This is a genomic window from Streptococcus mitis (genome assembly GCF_002096735.1).
GTDB lineage: Bacteria > Bacillota > Bacilli > Lactobacillales > Streptococcaceae > Streptococcus > Streptococcus mitis_CZ.
The window spans coordinates 112,412-136,300 of record NZ_NCVC01000017.1 but is presented as its reverse complement, the minus strand read 5'-3'; the positions used below and the strand labels follow the sequence as shown (position 1 = coordinate 136,300).

Genomic DNA, 23,889 nt, shown 5'->3' with positions numbered 1-23,889 from the left:
TATTCCTACCCAAGCGCCTTGACTTCCAGCATCATATCACGAATCTGAGCTGCTAGTTCAAAGTCAAGCACTTCAACTGCTTCTTGCATTTGTTTTTCAAGTTTCTTGACGAGTTCTTTGCGTTCTTGTTTGTTGAGGCTATTGATATCGACTTCCTTGTCTTCTTCCTTAGCAACTGCCTTGGTCACAGCAATCAGGTCACGGATTTCTTTCTTGATTGTCTGAGGCACAATACCGTGTTCTTCATTATAGGCCATCTGAATTTTCCGACGGCGAGCTGTTTCATCGATAGCACGTTGCATAGACTGAGTCACAGTGTCCGCATACATGATGACATGCCCTTCACTGTTACGGGCAGCACGACCAATGGTCTGGATAAGGCCACGTTCATTACGAAGGAATCCTTCCTTGTCGGCATCGAGAATAGCTACGAGACTCACTTCAGGAACGTCAATTCCTTCACGAAGGAGGTTGATTCCAACCAAAACATCAAAGACACCCAAGCGCAGGTCACGGATAATCTCTGTCCGCTCCAAGGTCTTGATATCCGAGTGCATGTACTTGACCTTGATACCCATTTCCTTGAAATAGTCGGTCAAATCTTCTGCCATTTTCTTGGTTAAAGTGGTAATAAAGGTACGCTCATTCTTTTCAACACGGGCATTAATTTCACCTAAGAGGTCATCAATCTGTCCCATAGTCGGACGTACTTCCACCTCAGGATCCAAAAGACCTGTTGGTCGAATGATTTGCTCAATCACTGTCTCGGTCTGTTCATTTTCATAGTCGCCAGGTGTCGCTGAAACGTAGACAATCTGATGCACATGACTTTCAAACTCTTCACGACGGAGGGGACGATTGTCCAAGGCTGACGGCAAACGGAAACCATAATTAACTAGCATTTCCTTACGCGAACGGTCACCATTGTACATGCCCTTGATTTGTCCCATAGTCATGTGGCTCTCGTCAATCATGATTAAGAAATCATCTGGGAAAAAGTCAAGAAGGGTATACGGAGGCTCACCTTCGCTACGCCCATCCATATGGCGTGAGTAGTTTTCAACCCCGTTGGTATAGCCCATCTCACGGAGCATTTCGATATCATACTCAGTCCTCTGTTTCAAGCGTTGCGCTTCAAGCAATTTGCCTTCCTTTTCAAAGATAACTAGTTGCTCTTCTAATTCTGCTTGAATCTTGGCAATAGCAACTTCCATATGGTCGTCATTGGTCACAAAGTGAGTAGCTGGGAAAATAGCCAAATGATCCACTTCTCCCAATACCTGACCCGTCAAAGCTTCAACCTCACGAATACGGTCAATTTCGTCTCCAAAAAATTCTACTCGAAAGGCGTGTTCATCACGAGAGGCTGGGAAAATCTCCACAACATCCCCACGCACACGAAATCTTCCCCGTTGGAAATCAATATCATTACGTTCAAACTGGATATCAACCAAGTCATTCAAGAGTTTATCACGAGAAATTTCCAGACCTGGACGCAGACTCACGACGCTGTCAGCGTATTCCTTGGGCGAACCCAAACCATAGATACAAGAGACAGAAGCTACGACAATGACATCATTACGCTCCAGAAGAGCCGAAGTCGCTGAGTGGCGGAGCTTGTCAATCTCGTCATTGACAGAGCTGTCCTTCTCAATATAGGTATCGCTAGAAGGGACATAGGCCTCTGGTTGGTAATAATCATAGTAGGAAACAAAATACTCAACAGCATTTTCAGGGAAAAATTCCTTAAACTCCCCATAGAGCTGGCCTGCCAGAGTCTTATTGTGGGCAATGACCAGAGTTGGTTTATTGACTTTGGAAATGACTTGACTCATGGTATAGGTCTTCCCTGTTCCGGTCGCCCCCATCAGAATCTGAGCTTTTTCTCCACCCTCGATATTATCAACCAACTGCTCGATAGCTTGTGGTTGATCTCCTGATGGTTGATATTTTGATACTAGTTTAAATTGATTGTCTGTAATGCGGTTAATCATAAGAATCCTCTCTCGATGTGCTATTCCTATTTTAGCATACTTGTAGCATTTTCACGAAGAAAAGGACGGACCGAAGTCACATCCTTTCATTTTCTTTCTTTAATTGATAAGCGAAATAAACAATCAGCAGTAGCAAGACCAGACTTGTCATAATGGAACCTTCTATGCCAAAAGAACCACCTGATAACCAATCTTGATTTCCTTGTGGTAAAAAGCTCATCAGAGACGTTCCGGATGGTTGACCACTAACTAAAATTCCAAATAAATTTCCCTGAGCAAAATTCCAGGCTCCATGAATACCTGCAACACCCCAAACTGTATCAGTTTTGAGAAGGTAAAGAGCCATGGCAACTCCGAATAAAAAGAGATTTACTAGAGATAGTGGTGTTAGACCAGAATTGCCCATATGAAGCAGGGTAAAGAATAAGCTAGATATAAGAACAGCAAGTTTGAGATTGGTTCTTGAGGCCAATTGAGGAAGGAGCCAAGCACGGGACACCACTTCTTCTGCTGTCCCCTGTAGGATCCAAAATGGGATAGTAAAAATGATAAAGGCAAGCGAATAAGGATTCAAATGAATGGACTCAAAACGATATTGCCCTAATGCTACTAAACCTAACAAGGTCAGAAGAAAAAGTGCCAGACCTAAACCAAATCCCTTAAGAAGATTACTGAGGAAATTTTCTTTATAAAATCCTAAAGTTCGAATAGGTCTTTTCTCAACTTTTCTAGTCCATCTGAACACAGTGTTGAGAACGAAACCAAAGGCCAGCAATTCTAAAATTAAACGAAAATCACCTGTTTTATCCGTCAAGCTCTGATGCAAGGTCTGCAAGTAGGTTGCAAGATTTTGACCAGCCTCTCCAAAATTTCTAGCAAGTCCGATGAGAGCTAACAAACTAATACCATACAGAGTATAAGCCACAAACTCTCCTATGAAGACAAAAGCAAAGGCTAACAAGGGGCTTGTGTAAATGTTTAAACTCATTTTTGAAGCTTGGAAGTCTTTAAATATTCTTTTATCCTTCATATCCCTGTCCTCTTTTCTTCTATATATACTCTTATTATAGCACTTTTTAATAGCAACTCAAGAAAGAAAAGGAAAAACCAATGTTATATTTTCTGACACAAAAATATAAAAATTTGCCTTTTTTTACTTTTTCTGATATAATGGGAAAATATTCGGAAAAGGAGACTAAAAATGAAGAAAAAATTTCTAGCATTTTTGCTAATTTTATTCCCAATTTTCTCATTAGGTATTGCTAAGGCAGAAACAATTAAGATTGTGTCTGATACCGCCTATGCACCTTTTGAGTTTAAAGATTCAGATCAAACTTATAAAGGAATTGATGTTGACATTATCAACAAAGTCGCTGAGATTAAAGGATGGAACATTCAGATGTCCTATCCTGGATTTGACGCAGCGGTCAATGCGGTTCAAGCTGGTCAAGCTGACGCTATCATGGCAGGAATGACAAAAACTGCAGAACGTGAAAAAGTTTTCACCATGTCTGATACTTACTATGATACAAAAGTTGTCATTGCAACTACTAAGTCACACAAGATTAGTCAGTACGACCAATTAAAAGGTAAAACTGTTGGTGTTAAAAACGGAACAGCCGCTCAACGTTTCCTTGAAAGTATCAAGGATAAATACGGATTTAGCATTAAAACATTTGAAACTGGTGATTTGATGAACAATAGCTTGAGTGCTGGTGCCATCGATGCCATGATGGATGATAAACCTGTTATCGAGTATGCCATCAACCAAGGTCAAGACCTCCATATTGAAATGGATGGGGAAGCTGTAGGGAGTTTTGCTTTCGGTGTGAAAAAAGGAAGTAAATACGAGCACCTGGTGACTGAATTTAACCAGGCATTGGCTGAAATGAAAAAAGATGGTAGTCTTGACAAAATCATCAAGAAATGGACTGCATCATCTTCTTCAGCAGTACCAACCACAACTACTGCAGCAGGTCTAAAAGCAACTCCTGTTAAAGCTAAATACATCATTGCCAGTGATTCTTCTTTTGCACCTTTTGTGTTCCAAAACTCAAGTAACCAATTTACTGGTATTGATATGGACTTGATTAAGGCAATCGCTAAAGACCAAGGTTTTGCAATTGAAATCACCAATCCTGGTTTTGATGCAGCTATCAGTGCTGTCCAAGCTGGTCAAGCAGATGGTATCATTGCTGGTATGTCTGTCACAGATGCTCGTAAGGCAACTTTTGACTTCTCAGAATCCTACTACACTGCTAATACTATCCTTGGTGTCAAAGAATCAAGTACCATTGCTTCTTATGAAGATTTGAAAGGGAAGACAGTCGGTGTTAAAAACGGAACTGCTTCTCAAACCTTCCTAACAGAAAATCAAAGCAAATACGGTTACAAAATCAAAACCTTCGCTGATGGTTCTTCAATGTATGACAGTTTAAACACTGGTGCCATTGATGCCGTTATGGATGATGAGCCTGTCCTCAAATATTCTATCAGCCAAGGGCAAAAATTGAAAACTCCAATCGCTGGAACTCCAATCGGTGAAACAGCCTTTGCCGTTAAAAAAGGAACAAATCCAGAATTGATTGAAATGTTCAACAACGGACTTGCAAACCTTAAAGCAAACGGAGAATTCCAAAAGATTCTTGATAAATACCTAGCTAATGAGTCTTCAACCGCTTCAACAAGCACTGTTGATGAGACAACTATCTGGGGCTTGCTTCAAAATAACTACAAACAACTCCTTAGCGGGCTTGGTATCACTCTTGCTTTAGCTCTTATCTCATTTGCTATTGCCATTGTTATCGGGATTATCTTCGGTATGTTTAGCGTTAGCCCATACAAATCTCTTCGTGTGATCTCTGAGATTTTCGTGGACGTTATCCGTGGTATTCCATTGATGATTCTTGCAGCCTTCATCTTCTGGGGAATTCCAAACTTCATCGAGTCTATCACAGGCCAACAAAGTCCAATTAACGACTTTGTGGCTGGTACCATTGCCCTCTCACTCAATGCGGCTGCTTATATCGCTGAAATCGTTCGTGGTGGTATTCAAGCCGTTCCAGTTGGCCAAATGGAAGCCAGCCGAAGCTTGGGTATCTCTTATGGAAAAACCATGCGTAAGATTATCTTGCCACAAGCAACTAAATTGATGTTGCCAAACTTTGTTAACCAATTCGTTATCGCACTTAAAGATACAACCATCGTATCTGCTATCGGTTTGGTTGAACTCTTCCAAACTGGTAAGATAATCATCGCTCGTAACTACCAAAGTTTCAAGATGTATGCAATCCTTGCTATCTTCTATCTTGTAATTATCACACTTTTGACTAAACTAGCGAAACGCTTAGAAAAGAGGATTCGTTAATGGCAAAATTAAAAATTGATGTAAATGATTTACACAAAAACTACGGAAAAAATGAAGTCCTAAAAGGAATTACGACTAAGTTCTATGAAGGAGATGTTGTTTGTATCATCGGCCCTTCGGGTTCTGGTAAGTCAACCTTCCTCCGTAGCCTTAATCTTCTAGAAGAAGTCACTAGCGGTCACATCACTGTGAACGGTTATGACTTAACTGAAAAAACAACCAACGTTGACCACGTCCGTGAAAATATCGGAATGGTTTTCCAACACTTCAACCTCTTCCCACACATGTCTGTATTGGATAACATTACTTTTGCTCCTATCGAGCACAAGTTGATGACTAAGGAAGAAGCTGAGAAATTGGGAATGGAGTTGCTTGACAAGGTTGGGCTAGCAGATAAAGCTAATGCTAATCCAGATAGCCTATCAGGTGGTCAAAAACAACGTGTGGCCATCGCTCGTGGACTAGCAATGAATCCAGACATCATGCTCTTTGATGAACCAACTTCTGCCCTTGACCCTGAGATGGTCGGAGACGTACTAAACGTTATGAAGGAATTGGCTGAGCAAGGTATGACCATGATTATCGTAACCCATGAGATGGGATTTGCTCGTCAGGTTGCCAACCGCGTTATCTTTACTGCGGATGGTGAATTCCTTGAAGACGGAACACCTGATCAAATCTTTGATAACCCACAGCACCCACGTCTGAAAGAGTTCTTGGACAAGGTCTTAAACGTCTAAAGTCAAACTGTAAGGATTTCCTTGCAGTTTTTTTCTATCTCGTATTGGATTTTTTGATTTTTCGGAAAATTATGTTAGAATTAAGTTTATGAAATGAGGTTTCCTCATACCTAGCAAGACTAGGAATAAAAATAGAAATTAGGTAGCTAGATGTCATCTAAGGTTATTGTTACAATTTTCGGTGCGAGTGGAGACCTGGCTAAACGCAAGCTCTACCCTTCCCTTTTTAGACTTTATAAATCCGGCAATCTTTCCGAGCACTTTGCAGTCATTGGAACTGCTCGTCGTCCTTGGAGCAAGGAATATTTTGAATCTGTTGTAGTCGAATCGATCCTTGATTTGGCAGATAGTACCGAACAGGCTCAAGAGTTCGCTAGCCACTTCTACTATCAAAGTCATGATGTCAATGATACAGAACACTACATTGCTTTGCGTCAATTGCAGGCTGAACTAAATGACAAGTACCAAACTGAACACAACAAGCTCTTCTTCTTGTCTATGGCGCCTCAGTTCTTTGGAACTATCGCAAAACACCTCAAGTCTGAAAACATTGTTGACGGTAAAGGTTTTGAACGCTTAATCGTTGAAAAACCATTTGGTACAGATTACGCAACTGCAAGCAAGTTGAATGACGAGCTCCTAGCAACATTTGACGAAGAACAAATTTTCCGTATTGATCATTATCTTGGTAAGGAAATGATCCAAAGTATCTTTGCAGTTCGCTTTGCAAACTTGATTTTTGAAAACGTTTGGAACAAGGACTTTATCGACAATGTTCAAATTACCTTTGCGGAGCGCTTGGGTGTAGAAGAACGTGGTGGCTACTATGACCAATCTGGTGCCCTCCGCGACATGGTCCAAAACCACACTCTACAACTCCTTTCTCTCCTTGCCATGGACAAGCCAGCAAGCTTCACAAAAGACGAGATTCGTGCTGAGAAGATTAAGGTCTTTAAAAATCTCTATCATCCAACTGATGAAGAACTTAAAGAACATTTTATCCGTGGTCAATACCGCTCTGGTAAGATTGATGGCATGAAATATATCTCTTACCGTAGCGAGCCAAATGTAAATCCAGAATCAATAACTGAAACCTTTGCATCTGGTGCCTTCTTTATAGACAGCGATCGATTCCGTGGCGTTCCTTTCTTTTTCCGTACTGGTAAACGTCTGACTGAAAAAGGAACTCATGTCAACATCGTCTTTAAACAAATGGATTCTATCTTTGGTGAGCCACTTGCTCCAAACATCTTGACCATCTATATCCAACCAACAGAAGGCTTCTCTCTTAGCCTAAATGGGAAGCAAGTAGGAGAAGAATTCAACTTGGCTCCCAACTCACTTGATTACCGTACAGATGCGACCGCAACTGGTGCTTCTCCAGAACCATACGAGAAATTGATTTATGATGTCTTAAATAACAACTCAACTAACTTTAGCCACTGGGATGAAGTTGGTGCGTCATGGAAATTGATTGACCGTATCGAAGAGCTCTGGGCTGAAAATGGTGCCCCACTTCATGACTATAAAGCTGGAAGCATGGGACCTCAAGCTAGCTTTGATCTACTTGAAAAATTCGGTGCCAAATGGACTTGGCAACCAGATATCGCCTATCGTCAAGATGGTCGTTTAGAATAACAAAAAATCCTGCAAGTTTGTACCTTGCAGGATTTTTACTTCTAATTAGATTAAGCCTTCCAAGAGACCCTTCATAAAGTTTTCTGAATTAAATTCTCCAATATCATCGATTTTTTCACCAAAACCAATCAATTTTACAGGAATATTGAGTTCTTCACGGATGGCTAGAACAACACCACCTCGAGCAGTTCCATCAATCTTAGTCAAGACAATTCCAGTTAATGGCGTGATTTTTGAAAATTCTTTGGCCTGTACCAGGGCATTTTGACCCGTTGATGCATCAAGAGCCAAGAAGGTTTCATGTGGTGCTTCTGGTACAACACGTTTGATGATACGACCAATCTTTTCCAGCTCAGCCATAAGGTTATCCTTATTTTGCAAACGACCAGCAGTATCAATCATAAGAATATCAATTCCTTCTGCTACAGCTCGTTCCATCCCATCAAAGACAACGCTAGCTGGATCAGCTTTTTCAGGCCCCGTCACAACAGGAACATCAACACGACGGCCCCATTCTGCTAGCTGGGCAACGGCTCCCGCACGGAAGGTATCTGCTGCTACTAGCATGACTTTTTTGCCAGCTTGCTTGTAACGATGAGCTAATTTCCCAATAGAAGTTGTCTTCCCAACACCGTTCACACCGACGAAGAGCATAACTGTCAAACCATCTTGGAAATGGATTTGTTCATCGTAGTTGCCATCCTTTTCGTAGAGTTCAACCAATTTCTCGATAATGACACGGCGAAGTGCATCAGGCTTCTTAGCGTTTTCGAGTTTAGCTTCATAGCGAAGCTCTTCTGTTAGGTTAGAAGCGACCTGCACACCGACGTCACTCATGATGAGCAATTCTTCCAATTCTTCGAAGAAGTCTTCATCGACAGAACGGAAGTTAGCAAAGAAGGCATTCAAGCGTGCTCCGAAGCCTGTACGAGTTTTCTTAAGACTGCGGTCATATTTTTCCTGAACAGTTTCTTCTACTTGAGACGTTTCTGGTTCAAGCACTTCAGAACTATTTTCTTCTACAGTCTCTAGGAGCTCAGTATTCTCTTCCTCTGTGACTTCTTCTGAGTTTAGCAATTCTTCGACTTTTTCTTGATGAACCTCTACATCTGGCTCTGAATCCAGACTTTCTTCAACTGTATCTTGATTTTCCTCTTCTTCGAGCAGACCTTCTTCAGAACTTTCAACTTCTGCCACTTCTTGAGAAACTTCCTCAGCTTCTGTATCTTCAGACAAATCAAGATTTTCCAGAGCTTCTTTTACAACTTCTTCGATTTTAGGTTCTTCTTTTTTTCCGAATAGACGGTCAAATAATCCCATATCTTAGTTCTCCTTTAGCACATATTCTTCGATAGCCCAGGCGACAGCCTCTTCATCATTGGTCATTGGCGTCACTACATTTGCGACTGCCTTGACTTCAGGAACAGCGTTTTGCATGGCAACACCGAGCCCTGCCCATTCAATCATAGAGAGGTCATTGGCCTCGTCACCACATGCCATGACTTGACTTTGGTTAATTCCAAGATGGCTGATCAGTTTTGCCAAACCTGTTGCTTTATGAACATTCTTTGGTGACCACTCTAGCAACATTTCACGTGACTTAAAGATTTCATATTGATCAAACAATTCTGGAGAAATCTCTTGAATGGCTGCATCCAAGGGTTCTTGAGCAAAGGCAGTCACGCATTTATTATAAGTCATTTGACTAGATAGGTCTTCAAAGTCAACTGGAACAAAAGTCAAAGCTGGATTGAATTTGGCATAAAGACTTTCTTGGTCAGATTGAATTTGATAAACAGTTCCTTCTGAGATGGCATCAAGAGGCAGTGATAATTTCTCTGTTTCCTCATACAAGCGTGCCACATCATCATATGAAAAGACTGTTTTATCAAGGATTTCACCTGTATTTTTCTGAACCAAACCACCATTAAAAGTAATCGTATACTCATCTTCCTGACCATCAGTCCCTAGCTCATGGAGAAAGAAATCCATAGCTTTTAAAGGGCGACCAGTTGTCAATACGACCTTAATACCACGATCACGCGCAGCTTTCAAGGTTGCCTTGGTGCGATCCATCAGCCTTTTATCAGTAGTCAGCAAGGTACCGTCCAAGTCCAATGCAATCAATTTTATATCTGCCATTATAAGCCCTCCATATAAGCTATAACCGACTGGTCCTTATGGTGACCAATCACTGTCTCTGCTAATTCTAAAATTTCAGGTCGTGCATTTTCAGGAGCTACAGGATGTCCCACAACCTGCATCATATGCAAGTCATTTAGATTGTCTCCAAAAGCCATAACCTGATCCATTGTGATACCAAGTTTTTTAGCTAATTCAACAATAGCCACACCCTTATCGACATAGTCCAGAACAATATCAATGGATTCAAAACCAGTTGTCATGGCCTTAACACCAGGAACGTTTTCATTGACCCAAGCTTCCCCAGCTTCTAGCGTTTCTTCTGTGAAGTTGGTTGTAAATTTGAAAATGTCATCTGTGATATCTTCCAAACTCGCTACTTTTTGGATATTTTCATTATAGTGCTGGCTCACTTTCAAATAGGTCTCATCAACCGTATCTAGAACATAAGCTCCCTTTTTTCCCGTCAAGAGCAGTTTATTGATATCTACATAAGGTGAAGTTTTCAGCATTTCAAAAGTTGATAGATAAAAGTCACGAGACATAGTCGCTTCATACAAGTCCTGACCTTGATATTCTACCAAACTGCCATTTTCCGCGATGAAAATAATGTCATCACGAACATCAGCAAATAATTTTTCTAGAGACAGAAATCCGCGCCCTGAAGCTACCGCAAAGTAAATCCCTTTTTCCTTGTAGGAAGCCAAAAGAGACTTGAGGCGGTTCATATCAAAGCGTCCATTCCCATCTAGGAAGGTTCCGTCCATATCCGTTGCTACTAGTTTAATCATAAAATCTTTCTTACTCCGATTAGTAAATCTACCTTCTATTATACCATAGATAGCTAGAAAAAGGACGAGTCTATCAGCTTTACCTATCTTTTATCCTTTCCTACTAGCTAGTACTGATTTCAACTTAAAAACTCTTAAAAAATTAAAATCGTGCAACTTTTTTCAGACAGTTTTAAAAGATTGATTTCCTTATATTTTTCCTTTATACTGGATAAAAAGGAGAATAATATGTCAGAAACAAATCACGAAATTGATTCAAATTTTGCAGGTCGTTTAAATATCCTGCGTGCGGGTGTGCTTGGTGCCAATGATGGGATTATTTCCATTGCTGGTGTGGTTATCGGGGTTGCTAGTGCCACGACCAATATCTGGATTATCTTTTTATCAGGCTTTGCAGCTATTTTGGCAGGTGCCTTTTCAATGGCTGGTGGAGAATATGTATCCGTTTCAACTCAAAAAGATACCGAGGAAGCAGCCGTTGCGCGTGAGCAAGTCTTGCTAGACCAAGATATGGAACTAGCCAAAAAGTCCCTCTATGCTGCCTATATTCAAAATGGTGAGTGTGAAACATCAGCCCAACTTCTCACCAACAAAGCCTTTTTAAATAATCCGCTCAAGGCTTTGGTAGAGGAAAAATATGGGATTGAGTATGAAGTGTTTACCAATCCTTGGCATGCTGCTATCTCTAGCTTTATTTCTTTTTTCCTTGGTAGCTTACCACCAATGCTTTCAATTACCATTTTCCCAAGTGAATACCGCATCCCTGTTACTGTCCTTATCGTCGGTGTGGCCCTTCTTCTCACTGGTTACACTAGTGCCAAACTTGGAAAAGCCCCAACCAAAACAGCTATGATTCGAAACCTAGCTATTGGTCTCTTGACTATGGGAGTTACTTTCCTGCTCGGACAACTTTTCAGCATTTAATACTCTTCGAAAATCTCTTCAAACCACGTCAGCGTTGCCTTGCCGTAGATATGGTCGCTGACTTCGTCAGTCTTATCTACAACCTCAAAACTGTGTTTTGAGCAACCTGTGGCTAGCTTCCTAGTTTGCTCTTTGATTTTCATTGAGTATAAAATACAAGAAATACCTCGATTTTGAAGTCGAGGTATCTTTTTTACATTTGGACAATCTTGCGATAACTTCTTGAAGTAATCATGAAAATCAGCACATAGGCGATGAGGAAGATAGCGCAGATAGACAAGGTCACAGTCAACATCATATTCGTATCTATTACACCAATCACTTTTAAAATCAGACTAAGCATATGGTAGGCAAAGGCTAGATGTATGAAGGCAAAAAGCAAAGGAAGGAAGAAAACAGTTAAAACCTGTTTGTTAATAGTTTGCTTGATTTGCTTTTGATCTAAACCGACTTTCTGCAAGATAATAAAGCGCTCACGGTCTTCATAGCCTTCAGAAATTTGTTTGTAGTAGATGACCAGAACAGTTCCGACCATAAAGATAATGGATAGGAAAATACCGATAAAGAAGACACCACCAAAGAGGGCACTCATCTGAGAACTAGCATCTGCTAGATTGCTACCGTAAACATAGCTACCTTCCGTGTTTAATTGAGCATTAAACTGATTGAGGTATTTATCATATTCTTCAGCGACCTTGAGTTGTTCTTCTTCGTTGGCATTTACATTCATACCACCGTAAAACTGATTATAGATAGCCGAATCTGGGAATTGATCCAAAAAGGCTTGTAAATTAGGTACAACAAGGTAATTGTAATCAGCAGTCAAAATATTAAACTGATTTGGAACATGGTTTACAATGAAATCTTTAGTAAATTCTTCTTTGACAGAAAATTGATGATCATTTAGAGTTAGAGCTTTCTGTTCTTTAACTCCCTCATTCTTTGCAAAGAGTCCGACCTCATTTCCTGATAGAGACAATTTTTGGCCAGTCATATTTTCATAATCTTTTTGGTCAAATACCATGAAAACTGTTGTGGGTTGGACACGATTTTGTCCTTTTTCAAAAAGGGTTAACTTGCTACCTTCTTGGTTTGCAACACCAAAGTAAGCGTAACGAAGAACTTCTTTCTCTTTAATCTTATAACCTTTGTCACTTGCAAACTGGCTCAAGAGTTTGTCCAAGTCTTCTTTTTCAACATTTTGTCCTGAAACCCCAAAATCATGAGGATTTAGAACTTTTTTAAAGCTTTCTGAGGCATTGAAAATACTAGTCGCTGCTGACATGGTTACCAAAACCATTGTTGACAAAATAGCGATAGTTGCTAGTCCAACCGCATTTTTCTTCATACGGAAAATCAAGTTGGACACTGAGATAAGGTTATTGGGCTGGTAATAGTATTTCTTGTTTTTCTTTAAGATTTGAAGGAAAACTGTAATTCCTGCATTGAACAAAAGATAAGTACCAAAGATAACCAGCAAAACAGCTAAGAAGAAGATTGTTAGGGCTGTAAGAGGATCTTTTACAGTAAGCGCAAGATAATAACCAATACCTAAACTAATCGCACCAAGAATAGTTTGGAGAGGAAGGAAACGTCCTTTTTTCTCACCACTAGCTTTTTCACGAGAAAGCTGGAGGGCATTCATACGGGCGATTCGAAGGGCATTCAGGAACATGAGGCCTAGGAAAATCAATCCAAAGACAACAAGTACTGTAATGACAACTTTCATCTGGAAGGTGGCGACCAGTTCAACCTTCAATTTCATCAGTTTGAGCAAGAATGCAAAAATCAACTTGTCAAATAAGGCTCCAATACCGATACCTGCTCCAACAGTTAGAATTCCAAATAGCACTAACTCTTTAAAGGTCATACTGATTAGATGGCGCTTCTCCAAGCCCAACATGCCATAAATCCCTAGTTCCTTGGAACGGTTTTTCATAACAAAACTATTTGCATAAAGGACGATAATAGCTGACGCAAGGGTGACGACAAACATACCAAATCCAAGAGTAGCTTGAATGGTTGTCCCTCCACGGATTTCCGAAATCTTGGGATTGAAGGTTAGAGAGTAAAAGAGATAGGTGACGGTGACTGCCAAGAGAACAGCCAGCGCAAAAGGATAGTAGAGTTTGCGGTTTTTAATCAAGTTCGATACCGCTAACTTATTGGTTAATCGAAACATACTAATTCACCTCGCTTGCCATGACAGTCAAGGTATCAGAAATTTCTTGGAACATCTGACGTTCTGTCTTCTCTCCACGGTAGATTTGGTTGTAAAGAATGCCGTCTTTGATAAAGAGTACACGTTTAGCTCTGCTAGCTGCTGCTGTTGAGTGGGTTACCATGAGAATAGTTTGGCCACGCTCATTGATTTCATCAAAGACATCAAGTAAGGCTGCAGATGACTTGGAATCAAGGGCTCCTGTTGGCTCATCCGCAAGGAGAATTTCAGGTTCTGTGATGATGGCGCGGGCTACTGCTACACGCTGTTTCTGCCCACCTGAAATCTCGTAAGGATACTTCTCTTGCAATTGGTTGATACCAAGATTCTCAGCTGTCACCACCAATTTCTTCATCATCTCCGTAATGGGTCTTCTTGACAAGACAAGCGGAAGCAAGATATTATCCTTTACAGAGAGAGTATCTAGCAAGTTAAAGTCTTGGAAGACAAAGCCCAGCTTTTCACGACGGAAGCTAGAAGCCTGTGAATTTTTAATGGTTGCTGTATCAGTTCCATTCAGATAAACCTGACCACGAGTTGGTTTATCCAGCATAGCTAGGATATTGAGAAGAGTTGATTTACCAGAACCAGACTCACCCATGATGGCAACGTAGTCACCCTTTTCGACGGTAAAGTGAATATCCTTGAGAGCTTCTACTTGGTTGCCCTGAAAACGAGTTTTATAAATTTTTTGAACGTGTTTTACATCTAAAAGTGTCATGAGAATCTCCTTTCTTAATATCCCATCAAATGAAATGTTGCTTGCATCATAGCGCATCCCAGCTGAACGCGCTCGATATCTTTATGGCTTGGTTTTCTTGTTTTCTTCTGTAAAATTTGTTTCATGATGATACTCCTTTGTTCTTTATGAGTCTAGTTTACATCAAAAAAAGACCGCTTGCCATAACCTAACCTTACAAAAGAGACTTTAATCTTACATTTTTGTAAGATTGGAGGAAATGTAGATATTTTATTAAAAATATTTTACCATAAAAAGAAAGCAAGAAGAAAACCCTTGCGGATACAAGGGTTCAAAAATTTTAAAATAGATTAGTCGAATTCATAGACTAACAGTAAAATAACTGTTTCTACCTCACCAAAACCATCCATCATTTTCTTCAATAGCTTGGACTTCTTTGCGTTTCTTTTTCAGCATTTAATAGTTATTGACTGATTTAACTTAATAAAACTAATTTCAGATAGAAAAAAATTGTCTTTTATAATTATAAATATATTCGTACTTATAAAAGATATTCAATCCGACTATTATAAATATCCTACACAATTTACACCTATAACTCCTCTTCTTAGGAATATCGTATGAAGTTTCTCATGCTCAAATTGTTCATATTCAAATCGCTCGTATTCAAATTTCTCATATTCAAACGGTTCGTATTCAAACTTTTCATATTCAAAAACTTCAATTCCTATTTCTTTTAATACTTCTTCTGGCAACTCGTAATCTTGATCTACTAAACCAAATAGAGTAAATCCTGACTCAACACAAAATGATAGCACTGGATTGTATATTGAAGAGTAAATAACAGAGCCAGCTATTGATCCTACAAAACTACCTATCATGTATCCTAAAGGAACAACTTCATTAAGTTGAGAAAGAAATTTAGGTAACGGAATTTTGATATATGCTTTTCCTAATAATCCCATTGAAAATGCACAGGTTGTAATAAACATTTCTTTAATTAACTCGGTCACCATCTCACTTCTATTCATCTCGCCAGTAAATGCTTTATACGAGTTCTTCATCGAGTTCATTACTAGTACTGTCACTACACCTATTACTGATGGATTAGCTTTTTTAAGAGTCTTTCCAAATACCCCAGACAGACAACTTGCTGTAATTGCTGCTGAAACTGTACCTCTTACAAATCCTTCGCCTGCTCCTGTAAGTGCTGCAAAACCTATTTTTTTAAATTGTCTTTCACCGACATATCCATTCTTAATTAGATAAGCTATTGCATTCCATATTTCAGGTGCAACTTGCAAAACCATCGATATTGTTGCTGCAGTTAAGCCAGCCTTGTATGATTGTTTTAATATATGAGTGTATTTAATAAGCTCTTCAGTTGTTAAGTGTAAATCCTCAGAATTTACTCCACCCTCTTTAGCCAATTGCGCTAGATCGTGAGCTTCTTGTTTAGATAAAGGAATTGACTCATTTCCTTTATTATCTCTAACTCTATCACTCAGGTAATTTCGAGTATCCTCATACTTATTAAAACCTTTGGGGGAATTAATTGAATACTCTCGCCCTTTACTTTCTAATATTGCAATAATTTCCTCAAGTTGATCAGATGGAACAATTCTATGTTGTTCAAAATAGACTGTAGTATTCGGATCTATTTCTTTGTCCATACTTCTCTTTTCTAAATAGATGGGAAACTCATCTTTTATACCTTTAGGTTTATAATCATTATAGCAATCAATAATACTCTTTGACTGTTGTTTAGCAGTCGAAGTAGCATCTTTATAATATTTTAAACCAAACTTAGCATCGAAGTTTACTCCCGTAATATCAGCAGATCCAAAATCATGGCTACGATCAACTTGTACTCTGTTTTTTGAGGAATTAATAACTGCCTTAATATTAAAGGTTCCGCCGTGCCAAAATTCAGCAGCATCTCCCTTTAATGTTTCTACAAGTGAACCACTTGATTTAAGATTATTAATAGAGTTCATCAAATTATCTATCTCTGAATTTACAGTATCTATATACTGCTCTCCATCTACAATTCCTGCAAAATTACCAGCTCGCTTTTGAAAGAATTCATATCCCTCTCTAAAACCATCCATTCATCACCCCTCCAAGAACTCTGATAATCCATCCATGTATAATATTAAAGTCAAAGCTCGGAATTGTTGGTCAGTAATTTTTCTCTGATCATCTGTTGTTGTAATCCATTTTGTAGCTTCTGCAACCGCATTGACTGCATCCGCTGCAATAGCTGGCACAGGTCCCAAGAAAGATAATAATGTATTTCCAACATTCATCATAATATCAGGAATATCACCCATAACACCAACAGCTGCGTCTAGTGCTTGTTCATGAAGTGGTTTTTTAAACTCTATTAGTTCAAACTCAGTCTTGTAGTCACTACAGAGATTAATAAATTCATTGTAACTATCTGGGTTATCTATAGTACTTGAAACTAGCATCATACCACGCTTGCCTAACCATCCATATTTCATTCCAAGTTGGTCAAATTTTACAGTCATACTTGGTATTTCATCTTTACTAGCTTGATTTTCTCCTATAAACAAAACATGTTCATTAGACGATATTGTAGACATATTATCTAAATAATGCTTTTCTAACCAAACACTTACTTTAATTGCACCATCTTTAGTTCCTATAATTACGTCTTCTTCATCGTCATTAGCACTTACAAGTTGGCGTAAGTAATTAGCATATCCAACTGTACTCTCATCACATACAATAATTAACTTTGTTATATTTAGTTCGAACATAAAAAACTCCACATTTTATGAATATTATTTTTCGATTATGATTCCATTTAGTAACTCTCTTTATAGATTCTTGAAAAATTTTTCACTATAATAATCAAAATCGTTTTATACGCTTATTATACCATTTAGCCATAGATTCTGACAAGATGAAAAAAGCCTTGTATTATATAATACAAAGCTTATTTTCTTATTTACCTTACCAAAACCAGCCTTCAGTGTCATCAATAGCTTGGGCTTCTTTGCGTTTGCGTGGGCCTGTTCCGTACATTTCTGCTTCGATTTCTTCCTTGGTTGGCATGACAGAAGCTAGGATGATATAGATAATCACGCCAAGTCCAAAGTTTGCGACTGTAAAAATAGCAAATAGAAAACGAACAAGGGTAACATCAAAGTTCCACTTGTCTGACAGACCTGCCAGAACTCCTGAAATCATGCGATTTCGTCTCATTTTATAAAATTTACTGTTCATGATTTTTCCTCTTTCTGCTAGATTAGACATAGTATATCACGGGTAGGCTCGGCTTTCATCAGTCCTCAGGCTGATTTATTAGTAGCAATTTACCTCGACAAAGTCCACAGCGATAGCGTTTGGTATCAATCCTTCGCTTGCGCTGATACCTTTGCTGGCAGGATTGGCAACGATAAAGCTTGATTTGTTTGGTGTTACTATTGGGCAAGGATGGTACAAACCTTAATCCATCCACTGCTTTCAAAAGTTCCTTAAAATCCCTATCCTTGTGTTGATAGCCCTTCCCTTGAAAATAGAGGTGATAATGACAGAGTTCATGTCGGACAATTTTCCTAAAAACATCCAGACCGAGTTCCTGATAAACCTTGGGATTAAAATCCAAATGCCCATCTTTTGGGAAAAATCGTCCACCTGTCGAACGTAGACGACTATTCCACTGGGCATGATGGATAAAAGGTCTGCCGAAGTCTGCTAGTGAGACCTGCTTAACGTAATCAGTCAGTTTCATTTGGAGCTAGGAGCGACAGATTGACTTTTTCACGTTCAGTATCTATTTTCTTAACCCAAACTGTTACCAAATCTCCGACTGACACCACTTGGCTGGGATGTTTGATAAATTTGCGACTCATGTGGGAAATATGAATCAAACCGTCCTCGTGAATTCCAATGTCAACGAAGGCACCAAAGTCAACTACATTACGCACCACACCCTCTAGCTTCTGACCAACCACTAAATCCTTGATATCTAGGACATCTTGGCGAAGCACAGGTGCGTCAAAGGAATCACGGAAATCTCGACCTGGTTTGAGAAGATCTGCAATGATATCTTTAAGAGTTTCTGGACCAAGGTCTAGCTCTTGCGCCATTTCCTTGACTGAAAGCGACTTGAGTTTGCTTTGTGCTTCTTCATTCAAGTCCTTGATATCCAAGCGTTTGAAGAACTCCTTAACCGCAGAGTAGTTTTCTGGGTGAACTCCTGTATTATCAAGGATATTGCTACTTTCAGGGATACGTAGGAAACCAGCAGCCTGCTCAAAGGCCTTGGCTCCCAGACGAGGAACTTTCTTGATTTGAGATCGTGAAGTGATTTTTCCTTCCTCCTCACGGTATTTGACGATATTTTCAGAGATGGTTTTATTGAGTCCAGCTACGTGTGAAAGAAGAGCTGGGCTGGCCGTATTGACATTGACACCGACTTGGTTCACCACGGTATCCACGACAAAGTCCAGACTCTCAGACAGTTTCTTCTGACTGACATCATGCTGGTACTGACCAACGCCGATTGACTTAGGATCGATTTTAACCAACTCTGCAAGAGAATCTTGCAAACGACGGGCGATAGAAATGGCAGAGCGTTTTTCAACGGTCAAGTCTGGAAATTCTTGACGAGCAAGTTCGCTGGCAGAATAGACCGAAGCACCACTTTCATTGACGATAACATAGCTGACTTCTGGAAAATCTTTCAGAACTTCCGCTACAAAGGCTTCACTTTCACGACTAGCAGTACCATTTCCGATGGCAATAATTTCCACCCCGTACTGACCAATCAAGTCTGCCAAATCTTTCTTGGCTACTTCGATTTGACGAGCTGATGCTGGTTTAACGGGATAAATGACCTGAGTTGTCAGCATTTTTCCTGTAGCATCAACGACAGCTAGCTTGGCACCTGTACGAAAGGCAGGGTCAAATCCAAGAACCACGCGCCCTTTTAGAGGAGCAACCAAGAGGAGATTACGCAGGTTGTCCGAAAAGAGTTGGATAGCTCCTTCTTCCGCTTTCTCAGTCAATTCTGTCCGAATGCGACGCTCGATAGCAGGCAAGACTTTTTTCTTAACAGATTGCTGAACCACTTCATCAATATAGGCATTTTTCACCTTGAAACGAGCAGCAAAGAAGGCAAGAATACGGTCTGTCGCATGTTCAAAACCGACCTTCAAGACACCTAGCTTCTCCCCACGATTGAGAGCCAAGGTACGATAACCCTGCATATTTCCAACCGTCTCTGAAAAATCATAATAAATCTGAAAAACCTGCTTTTCATCGAGACTTTCATCCTTAACTTGAGAAGTGAGTTTAGAGTGTCTCAGCACTTCCTGATAAGTCATAGCACGTAAATTGACATCCTCCGATAAGGCTTCGACCAAGATATCAACTGCACCAGCTAAGGCTTCCTTGCCAGTCGCAAATCCTTCACAGACGAACTTTTCAGCTTCCTTCTCTAAGTCAGTTACATTCTGCAAAATCAAGCGAGCAAGAGGAAAGAGTCCAGCTTCACGGGCAATGGTTGCCTTAGTCCGACGTTTTTCTTTAAAAGGTAGATAGAGTTCTTCTACGTCTGCTAATTTTTCGGCAGCTAAGATTGCCTCTTCCAACTCCTTGGTCAACTTGCCTTGTTCTTGAATCTTAGCTAAAACAGCTTCCTTACGGTCGTTGAGATTTGTCAGACTTTTATCCAAGTCGATAATAGCCTTAATCGCCACCTCATCCAGACTACCAGTCATGTCCTTGCGATAACGCGCGATAAAGGGAATAGTTGCCCCTTCAGCTGTTAAAGACAAGACAGTATCAATTTGTTTTAAGGTCACACCCAAATCTTGGGAAATTTTTAAATATTTTTTATCCATAAACCTATTATACCATAAGCTAAACGTTTCAAATTACCTCTTACAATTTTAAAACATAAGTTGGGAAATAAATTTACTTCATTTCAATATTCTATTCATTGAGAAGGTTTCAATTTAGAATTCTACTAGATTACAAAAGGATTAGTGATTAAATTTTCACTGTTTTTATTTTTGACAATAATGCGCCACTATTCTCCCTCTCTATTCTTCAAGAAAACCCTTTTTTGAACAATAGGATTGTAATTTCTGTTTCTAATCGTCCAAAATGCGTGTTTTTGAGAAATAAAAAAATCGCAAGCCTGAGCCTGCGGAGGGGATAATCTTTTTTGAAATTTTTAAACAAAAAGGAGCATTTAAGCTCCCTCCTTTGAAATAACGGACACTTGGCTGGTCGGTGTACCCAGCATCTCAGATACCTTTTTCAAGGTGCGGCAGGAACCTTTCTGCCCTCAAATGTCTTTCGTTAATGTTATTCTAGCACTATCTACTTTTTTTGTCAAGTTTTCTCAATCTACCAGACTTAATCAGGATTTATAAAGCTCTATTATTCGTTAGATACTCAATTTTAACTTTTCCCTTTTCCTCAAAATAATAGTATAATAGAGGTAGAATTTAGAATCGAGGTACACCTATGGCTGTAAAATTTACAAAACGAGACGACTTGGACAAAATGTTTGAAGAGTTTGCTAAACTCCCAGATTTGAAGCAGGTCACTTTCCCTGATGACAAAGAGAAAAAGGCCAAAGCAGAAAAGAAAAACTAGATGACTGCTTTCCAACAACTCCCATCTAGTGTGCTTCAGACTGGAGCCATTTTTCTCTCCATTATCATTGAAGCCCTCCCTTTCGTGCTGATAGGAAGTATTGTCTCAGGGCTGATTGAAGTCTATATCACACCTGACAAGGTTTATCATCTTCTCCCTCGAAATCGTTGGGGGAGAATCTTTTTTGGGACCTTCGTTGGGATGCTTTTTCCTTCTTGTGAATGTGGAATCGTCCCCATTATCAATCGTTTTCTGGAAAAGAAAGTTCCCAGTTACACGGCTGTTCCCTTTCTTGTGACTGCACCAGTTATCAATCCCATTGTTCTATTTGCGACCTATTCTGCCTTTGGCAACTCCTTTCACGTTGCCTTGTTACGAGCTCTGGGGTCCATTCTTGTAGCTGTGATACTAGGAATTTTTCTGGGATTTTTCTGGCAAGAACCCATTCAAAAAGAAAATCGTTTTGCCTGTCATGAGCATGATTTTTCTCACTTGAGCCCTGCAAAGAAAGTTTTTCAAGTCTTTGTGCAGGCCATTGATGAATTTTTTGATACGGGGCGTTATTTGGTATTTGGCTGTCTCTTTGCCTCTATAATACAGGTCTACGTTCCGACACGCATTTTGACTTCTATCAGTGCGACCCCTCTTTTTGCCATCTTGCTGTTGATGCTTTTGGCCTTTCTTCTTTCACTTTGTAGTGAGGCAGATGCCTTTATCGGTGCTTCTCTTCTCTCGAGTTTCGGTTTGGCACCAGTTCTGGCCTTTCTCGTTATTGGCCCAATGCTAGATATCAAAAATATTCTCATGATGAAAAATTACTTGAAAGCACGATTTATCAGTCACTTCATAACGATTGTAACTCTGGTCGTTTTAGTCTATTCTCTCTTGATTGGAGTCATCCTATGATTCGATTTTTAGTTTTAGCTGGCTATTTTGAACTGACCATTTATCTCCATCTGTCGGGCAAATTAAACCAGTACATCAACATGCACTATTCCTATCTGGCCTATATTTCCATGGTGCTTTCTTTTATATTGGCTATTGTTCAATTGTATATCTGGATGAAGCAAGTCAAAACCCACAGTCATCTGAATAGCCGATTAGCGAAGGTAATAAGTATTGCTCTTCTGGCAATTCCAATTGTTGTTGGTTTAACTTTCCCAACTGTTAGCTTGGATTCTCAGACCGTATCTGCCAAAGGCTATCATTTCCCCTTATCAGAAGGAACGGATCAAGCCATTCAGACCAGCGAAGGGACGACAAGCCAATATTTGAAACCAGATACCAGTTCTTATTTCTCAAAAACAGCCTATGAAAAGGAAATGAGAATGGCGGCGGATAAATACTTGTCCAAAGATAGCATTCAGGTCACCAACGAAAACTATATGGAAGTCATGGAAGCTATCTACGACTATCCAGATGAGTTTGAGGGTAAGACAGTCCAGTTCACAGGCTTTGTCTATAACGACCCCAGTCATGCCAATAGCCAATTTTTGTTCCGCTTCGGCATTATTCACTGTATCGCAGATTCGGGTGTGTATGGATTGCTGACCAAGGGAAATACCCGTCAGTATGAAAATAATACCTGGATTACAGCCAAAGGAAAACTAGTCAATCACTATCATAAAGAACTCAAACAAAACCTCCCAACCTTGGAAATCGATAGCTTTACCAAAGTCGATAAACCAGAAAATCCCTACGTGTATCGCGTGTTTTAAAAAAGTAGCCTGGAAAGGGCTACTTTTTCTATTTAGAAATAAGAATCTAAAGTATGGATAATTTTATATAAAACTCCGATTTCCTACTCAGCATCCTTCCAATTCCGAGCAATTCCTTCATCTTTCTGGAGTTGATCTACCAGTTCTTCAACAGAGTCAAATTTGACCATTTCACGGACACGGTCTAGCCAGTAGACAATGACTGTCTCACCGTAAATGTCATCTGAAAAATCAAAAATATTGACTTCAAAACGTGGTTCTTCTCCATCGAAAGTAACATTTTTCCCGACACTCGCCATTCCACGATATCTTTTACGCTGCACTTCAACATCGACTACGTAAACACCATCAGCTGGCATATAGGTTCGATCTCTTAAAACTAAGTTTGCTGTTGGGTAACCGATAGTCCGTCCACGTGCATTGCCATGAACAACCATTCCACGTGACGGTAGAGGAGTGCCAAGTAAATGACCAGCTTCTCTGACATCTCCATCAAGAATAGCTTGACGAATACGAGTAGAACTAATTTTCCCCTTTTCATCTTCAACAGGAGGAACAATGATGATTTCTCCATCAAAATAATCCTTCAAATCATCCGCAGTTTTCTTATCAGAACCAAAGGTGTAATCAAATCCTGCTACGATAATCGCTGGTTTTAATGCTCTAACATAGGTATCAAAGAACTCTTGACCCGTTAAACTAGCAAATTTACTACTAAAGTCAAGTAAGAAAAGAGCCTCTACTCCATGCCATTTCATCTTATGTTCTCGTTCTTCATGGCTGACAATATGAAGCATTAATTCTGGGTTGTAAGGTTGCAAAGCAAGCTTAGGGGACTCTGTAAAGGTCATCACGACAACTGGTATATAATCTTTCATAGAAGCCTTACTAGCTACTTCAAAAAGCTTCTGATGTCCCTTATGAATACCGTCAAAATAGCCTAATACAAGAACTGTCTTATCAGGTACTGCGATGTCTTTTGCGTTTTTTATAGGTACTGTTGTAATCATGA

21 protein-coding genes are annotated in these 23,889 nt (G+C 39.7%); 7 read left to right on the top strand and 14 right to left on the bottom strand.

Annotated elements, in window-relative coordinates:
• Positions 1–5 precede the first annotated feature (5 nt).
• On the bottom strand, positions 6–1,994 hold the full coding sequence (gene uvrB, locus B7703_RS07715) for an excinuclease ABC subunit UvrB (protein WP_084924303.1): 1,989 nt from the start codon (positions 1,992–1,994) through the stop codon (positions 6–8).
• Between the two features lie 76 nt (positions 1,995–2,070).
• Positions 2,071–3,024: a CPBP family intramembrane glutamic endopeptidase gene (locus B7703_RS07710; protein WP_084924301.1), complete on the bottom strand. Its 954-nt coding sequence runs from the start codon at positions 3,022–3,024 to the stop codon at positions 2,071–2,073.
• Positions 3,025–3,195: 171 nt separating this feature from the next.
• Here B7703_RS07710 and B7703_RS07705 point away from each other — a divergent pair, with 171 nt between their 5' ends.
• From B7703_RS07705 to zwf, 3 genes are all read left to right on the top strand, one after another.
• A complete protein-coding gene (locus tag B7703_RS07705; protein WP_084924300.1) occupies positions 3,196–5,361 on the top strand; it encodes an ABC transporter substrate-binding protein/permease in 2,166 nt (721 codons plus the stop codon).
• On the top strand, positions 5,361–6,101 hold the full coding sequence (locus tag B7703_RS07700) for an amino acid ABC transporter ATP-binding protein (protein WP_084924299.1): 741 nt from the start codon (positions 5,361–5,363) through the stop codon (positions 6,099–6,101). Before B7703_RS07705 ends, B7703_RS07700 begins: the two co-directional genes overlap by 1 nt.
• A 150-nt stretch (positions 6,102–6,251) precedes the next feature.
• Entirely contained in the window at positions 6,252–7,739 is a 1,488-nt protein-coding gene (zwf, locus tag B7703_RS07695; protein ID WP_084924297.1) for a glucose-6-phosphate dehydrogenase, read from the top strand.
• A gap of 45 nt (positions 7,740–7,784) precedes the next feature.
• Here zwf and ftsY read toward each other — a convergent pair whose 3' ends face one another.
• The 3 genes from ftsY to B7703_RS07680 are packed head-to-tail and all read right to left on the bottom strand — an operon-like array spanning position 7,785 to position 10,672.
• On the bottom strand, positions 7,785–9,059 hold the full coding sequence (gene ftsY / locus B7703_RS07690) for a signal recognition particle-docking protein FtsY (protein ID WP_084924296.1): 1,275 nt from the start codon (positions 9,057–9,059) through the stop codon (positions 7,785–7,787).
• A gap of 3 nt (positions 9,060–9,062) precedes the next feature.
• Positions 9,063–9,881 carry a Cof-type HAD-IIB family hydrolase gene (locus B7703_RS07685; RefSeq protein WP_084924294.1) on the bottom strand — a complete coding sequence of 273 codons (819 nt, stop codon included), beginning with the start codon at positions 9,879–9,881 and terminating at the stop codon, positions 9,063–9,065.
• Entirely contained in the window at positions 9,881–10,672 is a 792-nt protein-coding gene (locus B7703_RS07680) for a Cof-type HAD-IIB family hydrolase (protein WP_084924293.1), read from the bottom strand. Before B7703_RS07680 ends, B7703_RS07685 begins: the two co-directional genes overlap by 1 nt.
• A gap of 228 nt (positions 10,673–10,900) precedes the next feature.
• Here B7703_RS07680 and B7703_RS07675 point away from each other — a divergent pair, with 228 nt between their 5' ends.
• Positions 10,901–11,596 carry a VIT1/CCC1 transporter family protein gene (locus tag B7703_RS07675; RefSeq protein ID WP_084924291.1) on the top strand — a complete coding sequence of 232 codons (696 nt, stop codon included), beginning with the start codon at positions 10,901–10,903 and terminating at the stop codon, positions 11,594–11,596.
• On the opposite strand, the gene B7703_RS10110 is transcribed toward B7703_RS07675, so the two are convergent.
• From B7703_RS10110 to B7703_RS07635, 8 genes are all read right to left on the bottom strand, one after another.
• Positions 11,593–11,739 carry a hypothetical protein gene (locus B7703_RS10110; RefSeq protein WP_084924289.1) on the bottom strand — a complete coding sequence of 49 codons (147 nt, stop codon included), beginning with the start codon at positions 11,737–11,739 and terminating at the stop codon, positions 11,593–11,595. The genes B7703_RS07675 and B7703_RS10110 overlap by 4 nt on opposite strands.
• A gap of 50 nt (positions 11,740–11,789) precedes the next feature.
• Positions 11,790–13,778, bottom strand: a complete 1,989-nt coding sequence (locus B7703_RS07665; protein ID WP_084924288.1) for an ABC transporter permease — start codon at positions 13,776–13,778, stop codon at positions 11,790–11,792.
• A gap of 1 nt (position 13,779) precedes the next feature.
• On the bottom strand, positions 13,780–14,538 hold the full coding sequence (locus tag B7703_RS07660) for an ABC transporter ATP-binding protein (RefSeq protein ID WP_000173372.1): 759 nt from the start codon (positions 14,536–14,538) through the stop codon (positions 13,780–13,782).
• 545 nt (positions 14,539–15,083) lie between these two features.
• Positions 15,084–16,628 carry a hypothetical protein gene (locus B7703_RS07655; protein WP_084924286.1) on the bottom strand — a complete coding sequence of 515 codons (1,545 nt, stop codon included), beginning with the start codon at positions 16,626–16,628 and terminating at the stop codon, positions 15,084–15,086.
• 3 nt (positions 16,629–16,631) lie between these two features.
• A complete protein-coding gene (locus B7703_RS07650) occupies positions 16,632–17,303 on the bottom strand; it encodes a hypothetical protein (protein WP_084924284.1) in 672 nt (223 codons plus the stop codon).
• A 196-nt stretch (positions 17,304–17,499) separates the two neighbouring features.
• The gene (locus tag B7703_RS07645; protein ID WP_084924283.1) at positions 17,500–17,772 is read right to left on the bottom strand and encodes a PspC domain-containing protein; all 273 of its coding nucleotides are present in this window, start codon (positions 17,770–17,772) and stop codon (positions 17,500–17,502) included.
• 58 nt (positions 17,773–17,830) lie between these two features.
• Positions 17,831–18,280 carry a SprT family protein gene (locus B7703_RS07640; RefSeq protein WP_084924281.1) on the bottom strand — a complete coding sequence of 150 codons (450 nt, stop codon included), beginning with the start codon at positions 18,278–18,280 and terminating at the stop codon, positions 17,831–17,833.
• On the bottom strand, positions 18,267–20,396 hold the full coding sequence (locus B7703_RS07635; protein ID WP_084924280.1) for a Tex family protein: 2,130 nt from the start codon (positions 20,394–20,396) through the stop codon (positions 18,267–18,269). Before B7703_RS07635 ends, B7703_RS07640 begins: the two co-directional genes overlap by 14 nt.
• A 631-nt stretch (positions 20,397–21,027) precedes the next feature.
• Here B7703_RS07635 and B7703_RS10160 point away from each other — a divergent pair.
• The 3 genes from B7703_RS10160 to B7703_RS07620 are packed head-to-tail and all read left to right on the top strand — an operon-like array spanning position 21,028 to position 22,877.
• A complete protein-coding gene (locus B7703_RS10160; RefSeq protein WP_000268685.1) occupies positions 21,028–21,159 on the top strand; it encodes an SPJ_0845 family protein in 132 nt (43 codons plus the stop codon).
• Positions 21,160–22,065 (top strand): permease, encoded by a 906-nt coding sequence (locus B7703_RS07625; RefSeq protein ID WP_060628173.1) that lies wholly within the window; start codon positions 21,160–21,162, stop codon positions 22,063–22,065.
• Positions 22,062–22,877, top strand: coding sequence for a TIGR03943 family putative permease subunit (locus B7703_RS07620; RefSeq protein ID WP_060628171.1), 816 nt, complete (start codon positions 22,062–22,064; stop codon positions 22,875–22,877). The genes B7703_RS07625 and B7703_RS07620 overlap by 4 nt, the downstream gene beginning before the upstream one ends.
• Before the next feature lie 83 nt (positions 22,878–22,960).
• Here the strand turns inward: B7703_RS07620 and B7703_RS07615 are convergent, their stop codons facing one another.
• The gene (locus B7703_RS07615; RefSeq protein WP_060628170.1) at positions 22,961–23,887 is read right to left on the bottom strand and encodes a bifunctional riboflavin kinase/FAD synthetase; all 927 of its coding nucleotides are present in this window, start codon (positions 23,885–23,887) and stop codon (positions 22,961–22,963) included.
• Positions 23,888–23,889: the final 2 nt, after the last annotated feature.

Bases quoted from the DNA above. Each gene is read 5' to 3' on its own strand.
- B7703_RS10110 (WP_084924289.1), bottom strand. From the start codon at position 11,739: ATGAAAATCAAAGAGCAAACTAGGAAGCTAGCCACAGGTTGCTCAAAA.
- B7703_RS07650 (WP_084924284.1), bottom strand. From the start codon at position 17,303: ATGTTCGAACTAAATATAACAAAGTTAATTATTGTATGTGATGAGAGT.
- B7703_RS07620 (WP_060628171.1), top strand. From the start codon at position 22,062: ATGATTCGATTTTTAGTTTTAGCTGGCTATTTTGAACTGACCATTTAT.
- ftsY (WP_084924296.1), bottom strand. From the start codon at position 9,059: ATGGGATTATTTGACCGTCTATTCGGAAAAAAAGAAGAACCTAAAATC.
- zwf (WP_084924297.1), top strand. From the start codon at position 6,252: ATGTCATCTAAGGTTATTGTTACAATTTTCGGTGCGAGTGGAGACCTG.
- B7703_RS10160 (WP_000268685.1), top strand. From the start codon at position 21,028: ATGGCTGTAAAATTTACAAAACGAGACGACTTGGACAAAATGTTTGAA.
- B7703_RS07665 (WP_084924288.1), bottom strand. From the start codon at position 13,778: ATGTTTCGATTAACCAATAAGTTAGCGGTATCGAACTTGATTAAAAAC.
- B7703_RS07680 (WP_084924293.1), bottom strand. From the start codon at position 10,672: ATGATTAAACTAGTAGCAACGGATATGGACGGAACCTTCCTAGATGGG.
- B7703_RS07635 (WP_084924280.1), bottom strand. From the start codon at position 20,396: ATGGATAAAAAATATTTAAAAATTTCCCAAGATTTGGGTGTGACCTTA.
- B7703_RS07645 (WP_084924283.1), bottom strand. From the start codon at position 17,772: ATGAACAGTAAATTTTATAAAATGAGACGAAATCGCATGATTTCAGGA.
- B7703_RS07675 (WP_084924291.1), top strand. From the start codon at position 10,901: ATGTCAGAAACAAATCACGAAATTGATTCAAATTTTGCAGGTCGTTTA.
- B7703_RS07640 (WP_084924281.1), bottom strand. From the start codon at position 18,280: ATGAAACTGACTGATTACGTTAAGCAGGTCTCACTAGCAGACTTCGGC.
- B7703_RS07660 (WP_000173372.1), bottom strand. From the start codon at position 14,538: ATGACACTTTTAGATGTAAAACACGTTCAAAAAATTTATAAAACTCGT.
- uvrB (WP_084924303.1), bottom strand. From the start codon at position 1,994: ATGATTAACCGCATTACAGACAATCAATTTAAACTAGTATCAAAATAT.
- B7703_RS07705 (WP_084924300.1), top strand. From the start codon at position 3,196: ATGAAGAAAAAATTTCTAGCATTTTTGCTAATTTTATTCCCAATTTTC.
- B7703_RS07625 (WP_060628173.1), top strand. From the start codon at position 21,160: ATGACTGCTTTCCAACAACTCCCATCTAGTGTGCTTCAGACTGGAGCC.
- B7703_RS07655 (WP_084924286.1), bottom strand. From the start codon at position 16,628: ATGGATGGTTTTAGAGAGGGATATGAATTCTTTCAAAAGCGAGCTGGT.
- B7703_RS07615 (WP_060628170.1), bottom strand. From the start codon at position 23,887: ATGATTACAACAGTACCTATAAAAAACGCAAAAGACATCGCAGTACCT.
- B7703_RS07710 (WP_084924301.1), bottom strand. From the start codon at position 3,024: ATGAAGGATAAAAGAATATTTAAAGACTTCCAAGCTTCAAAAATGAGT.
- B7703_RS07700 (WP_084924299.1), top strand. From the start codon at position 5,361: ATGGCAAAATTAAAAATTGATGTAAATGATTTACACAAAAACTACGGA.
- B7703_RS07685 (WP_084924294.1), bottom strand. From the start codon at position 9,881: ATGGCAGATATAAAATTGATTGCATTGGACTTGGACGGTACCTTGCTG.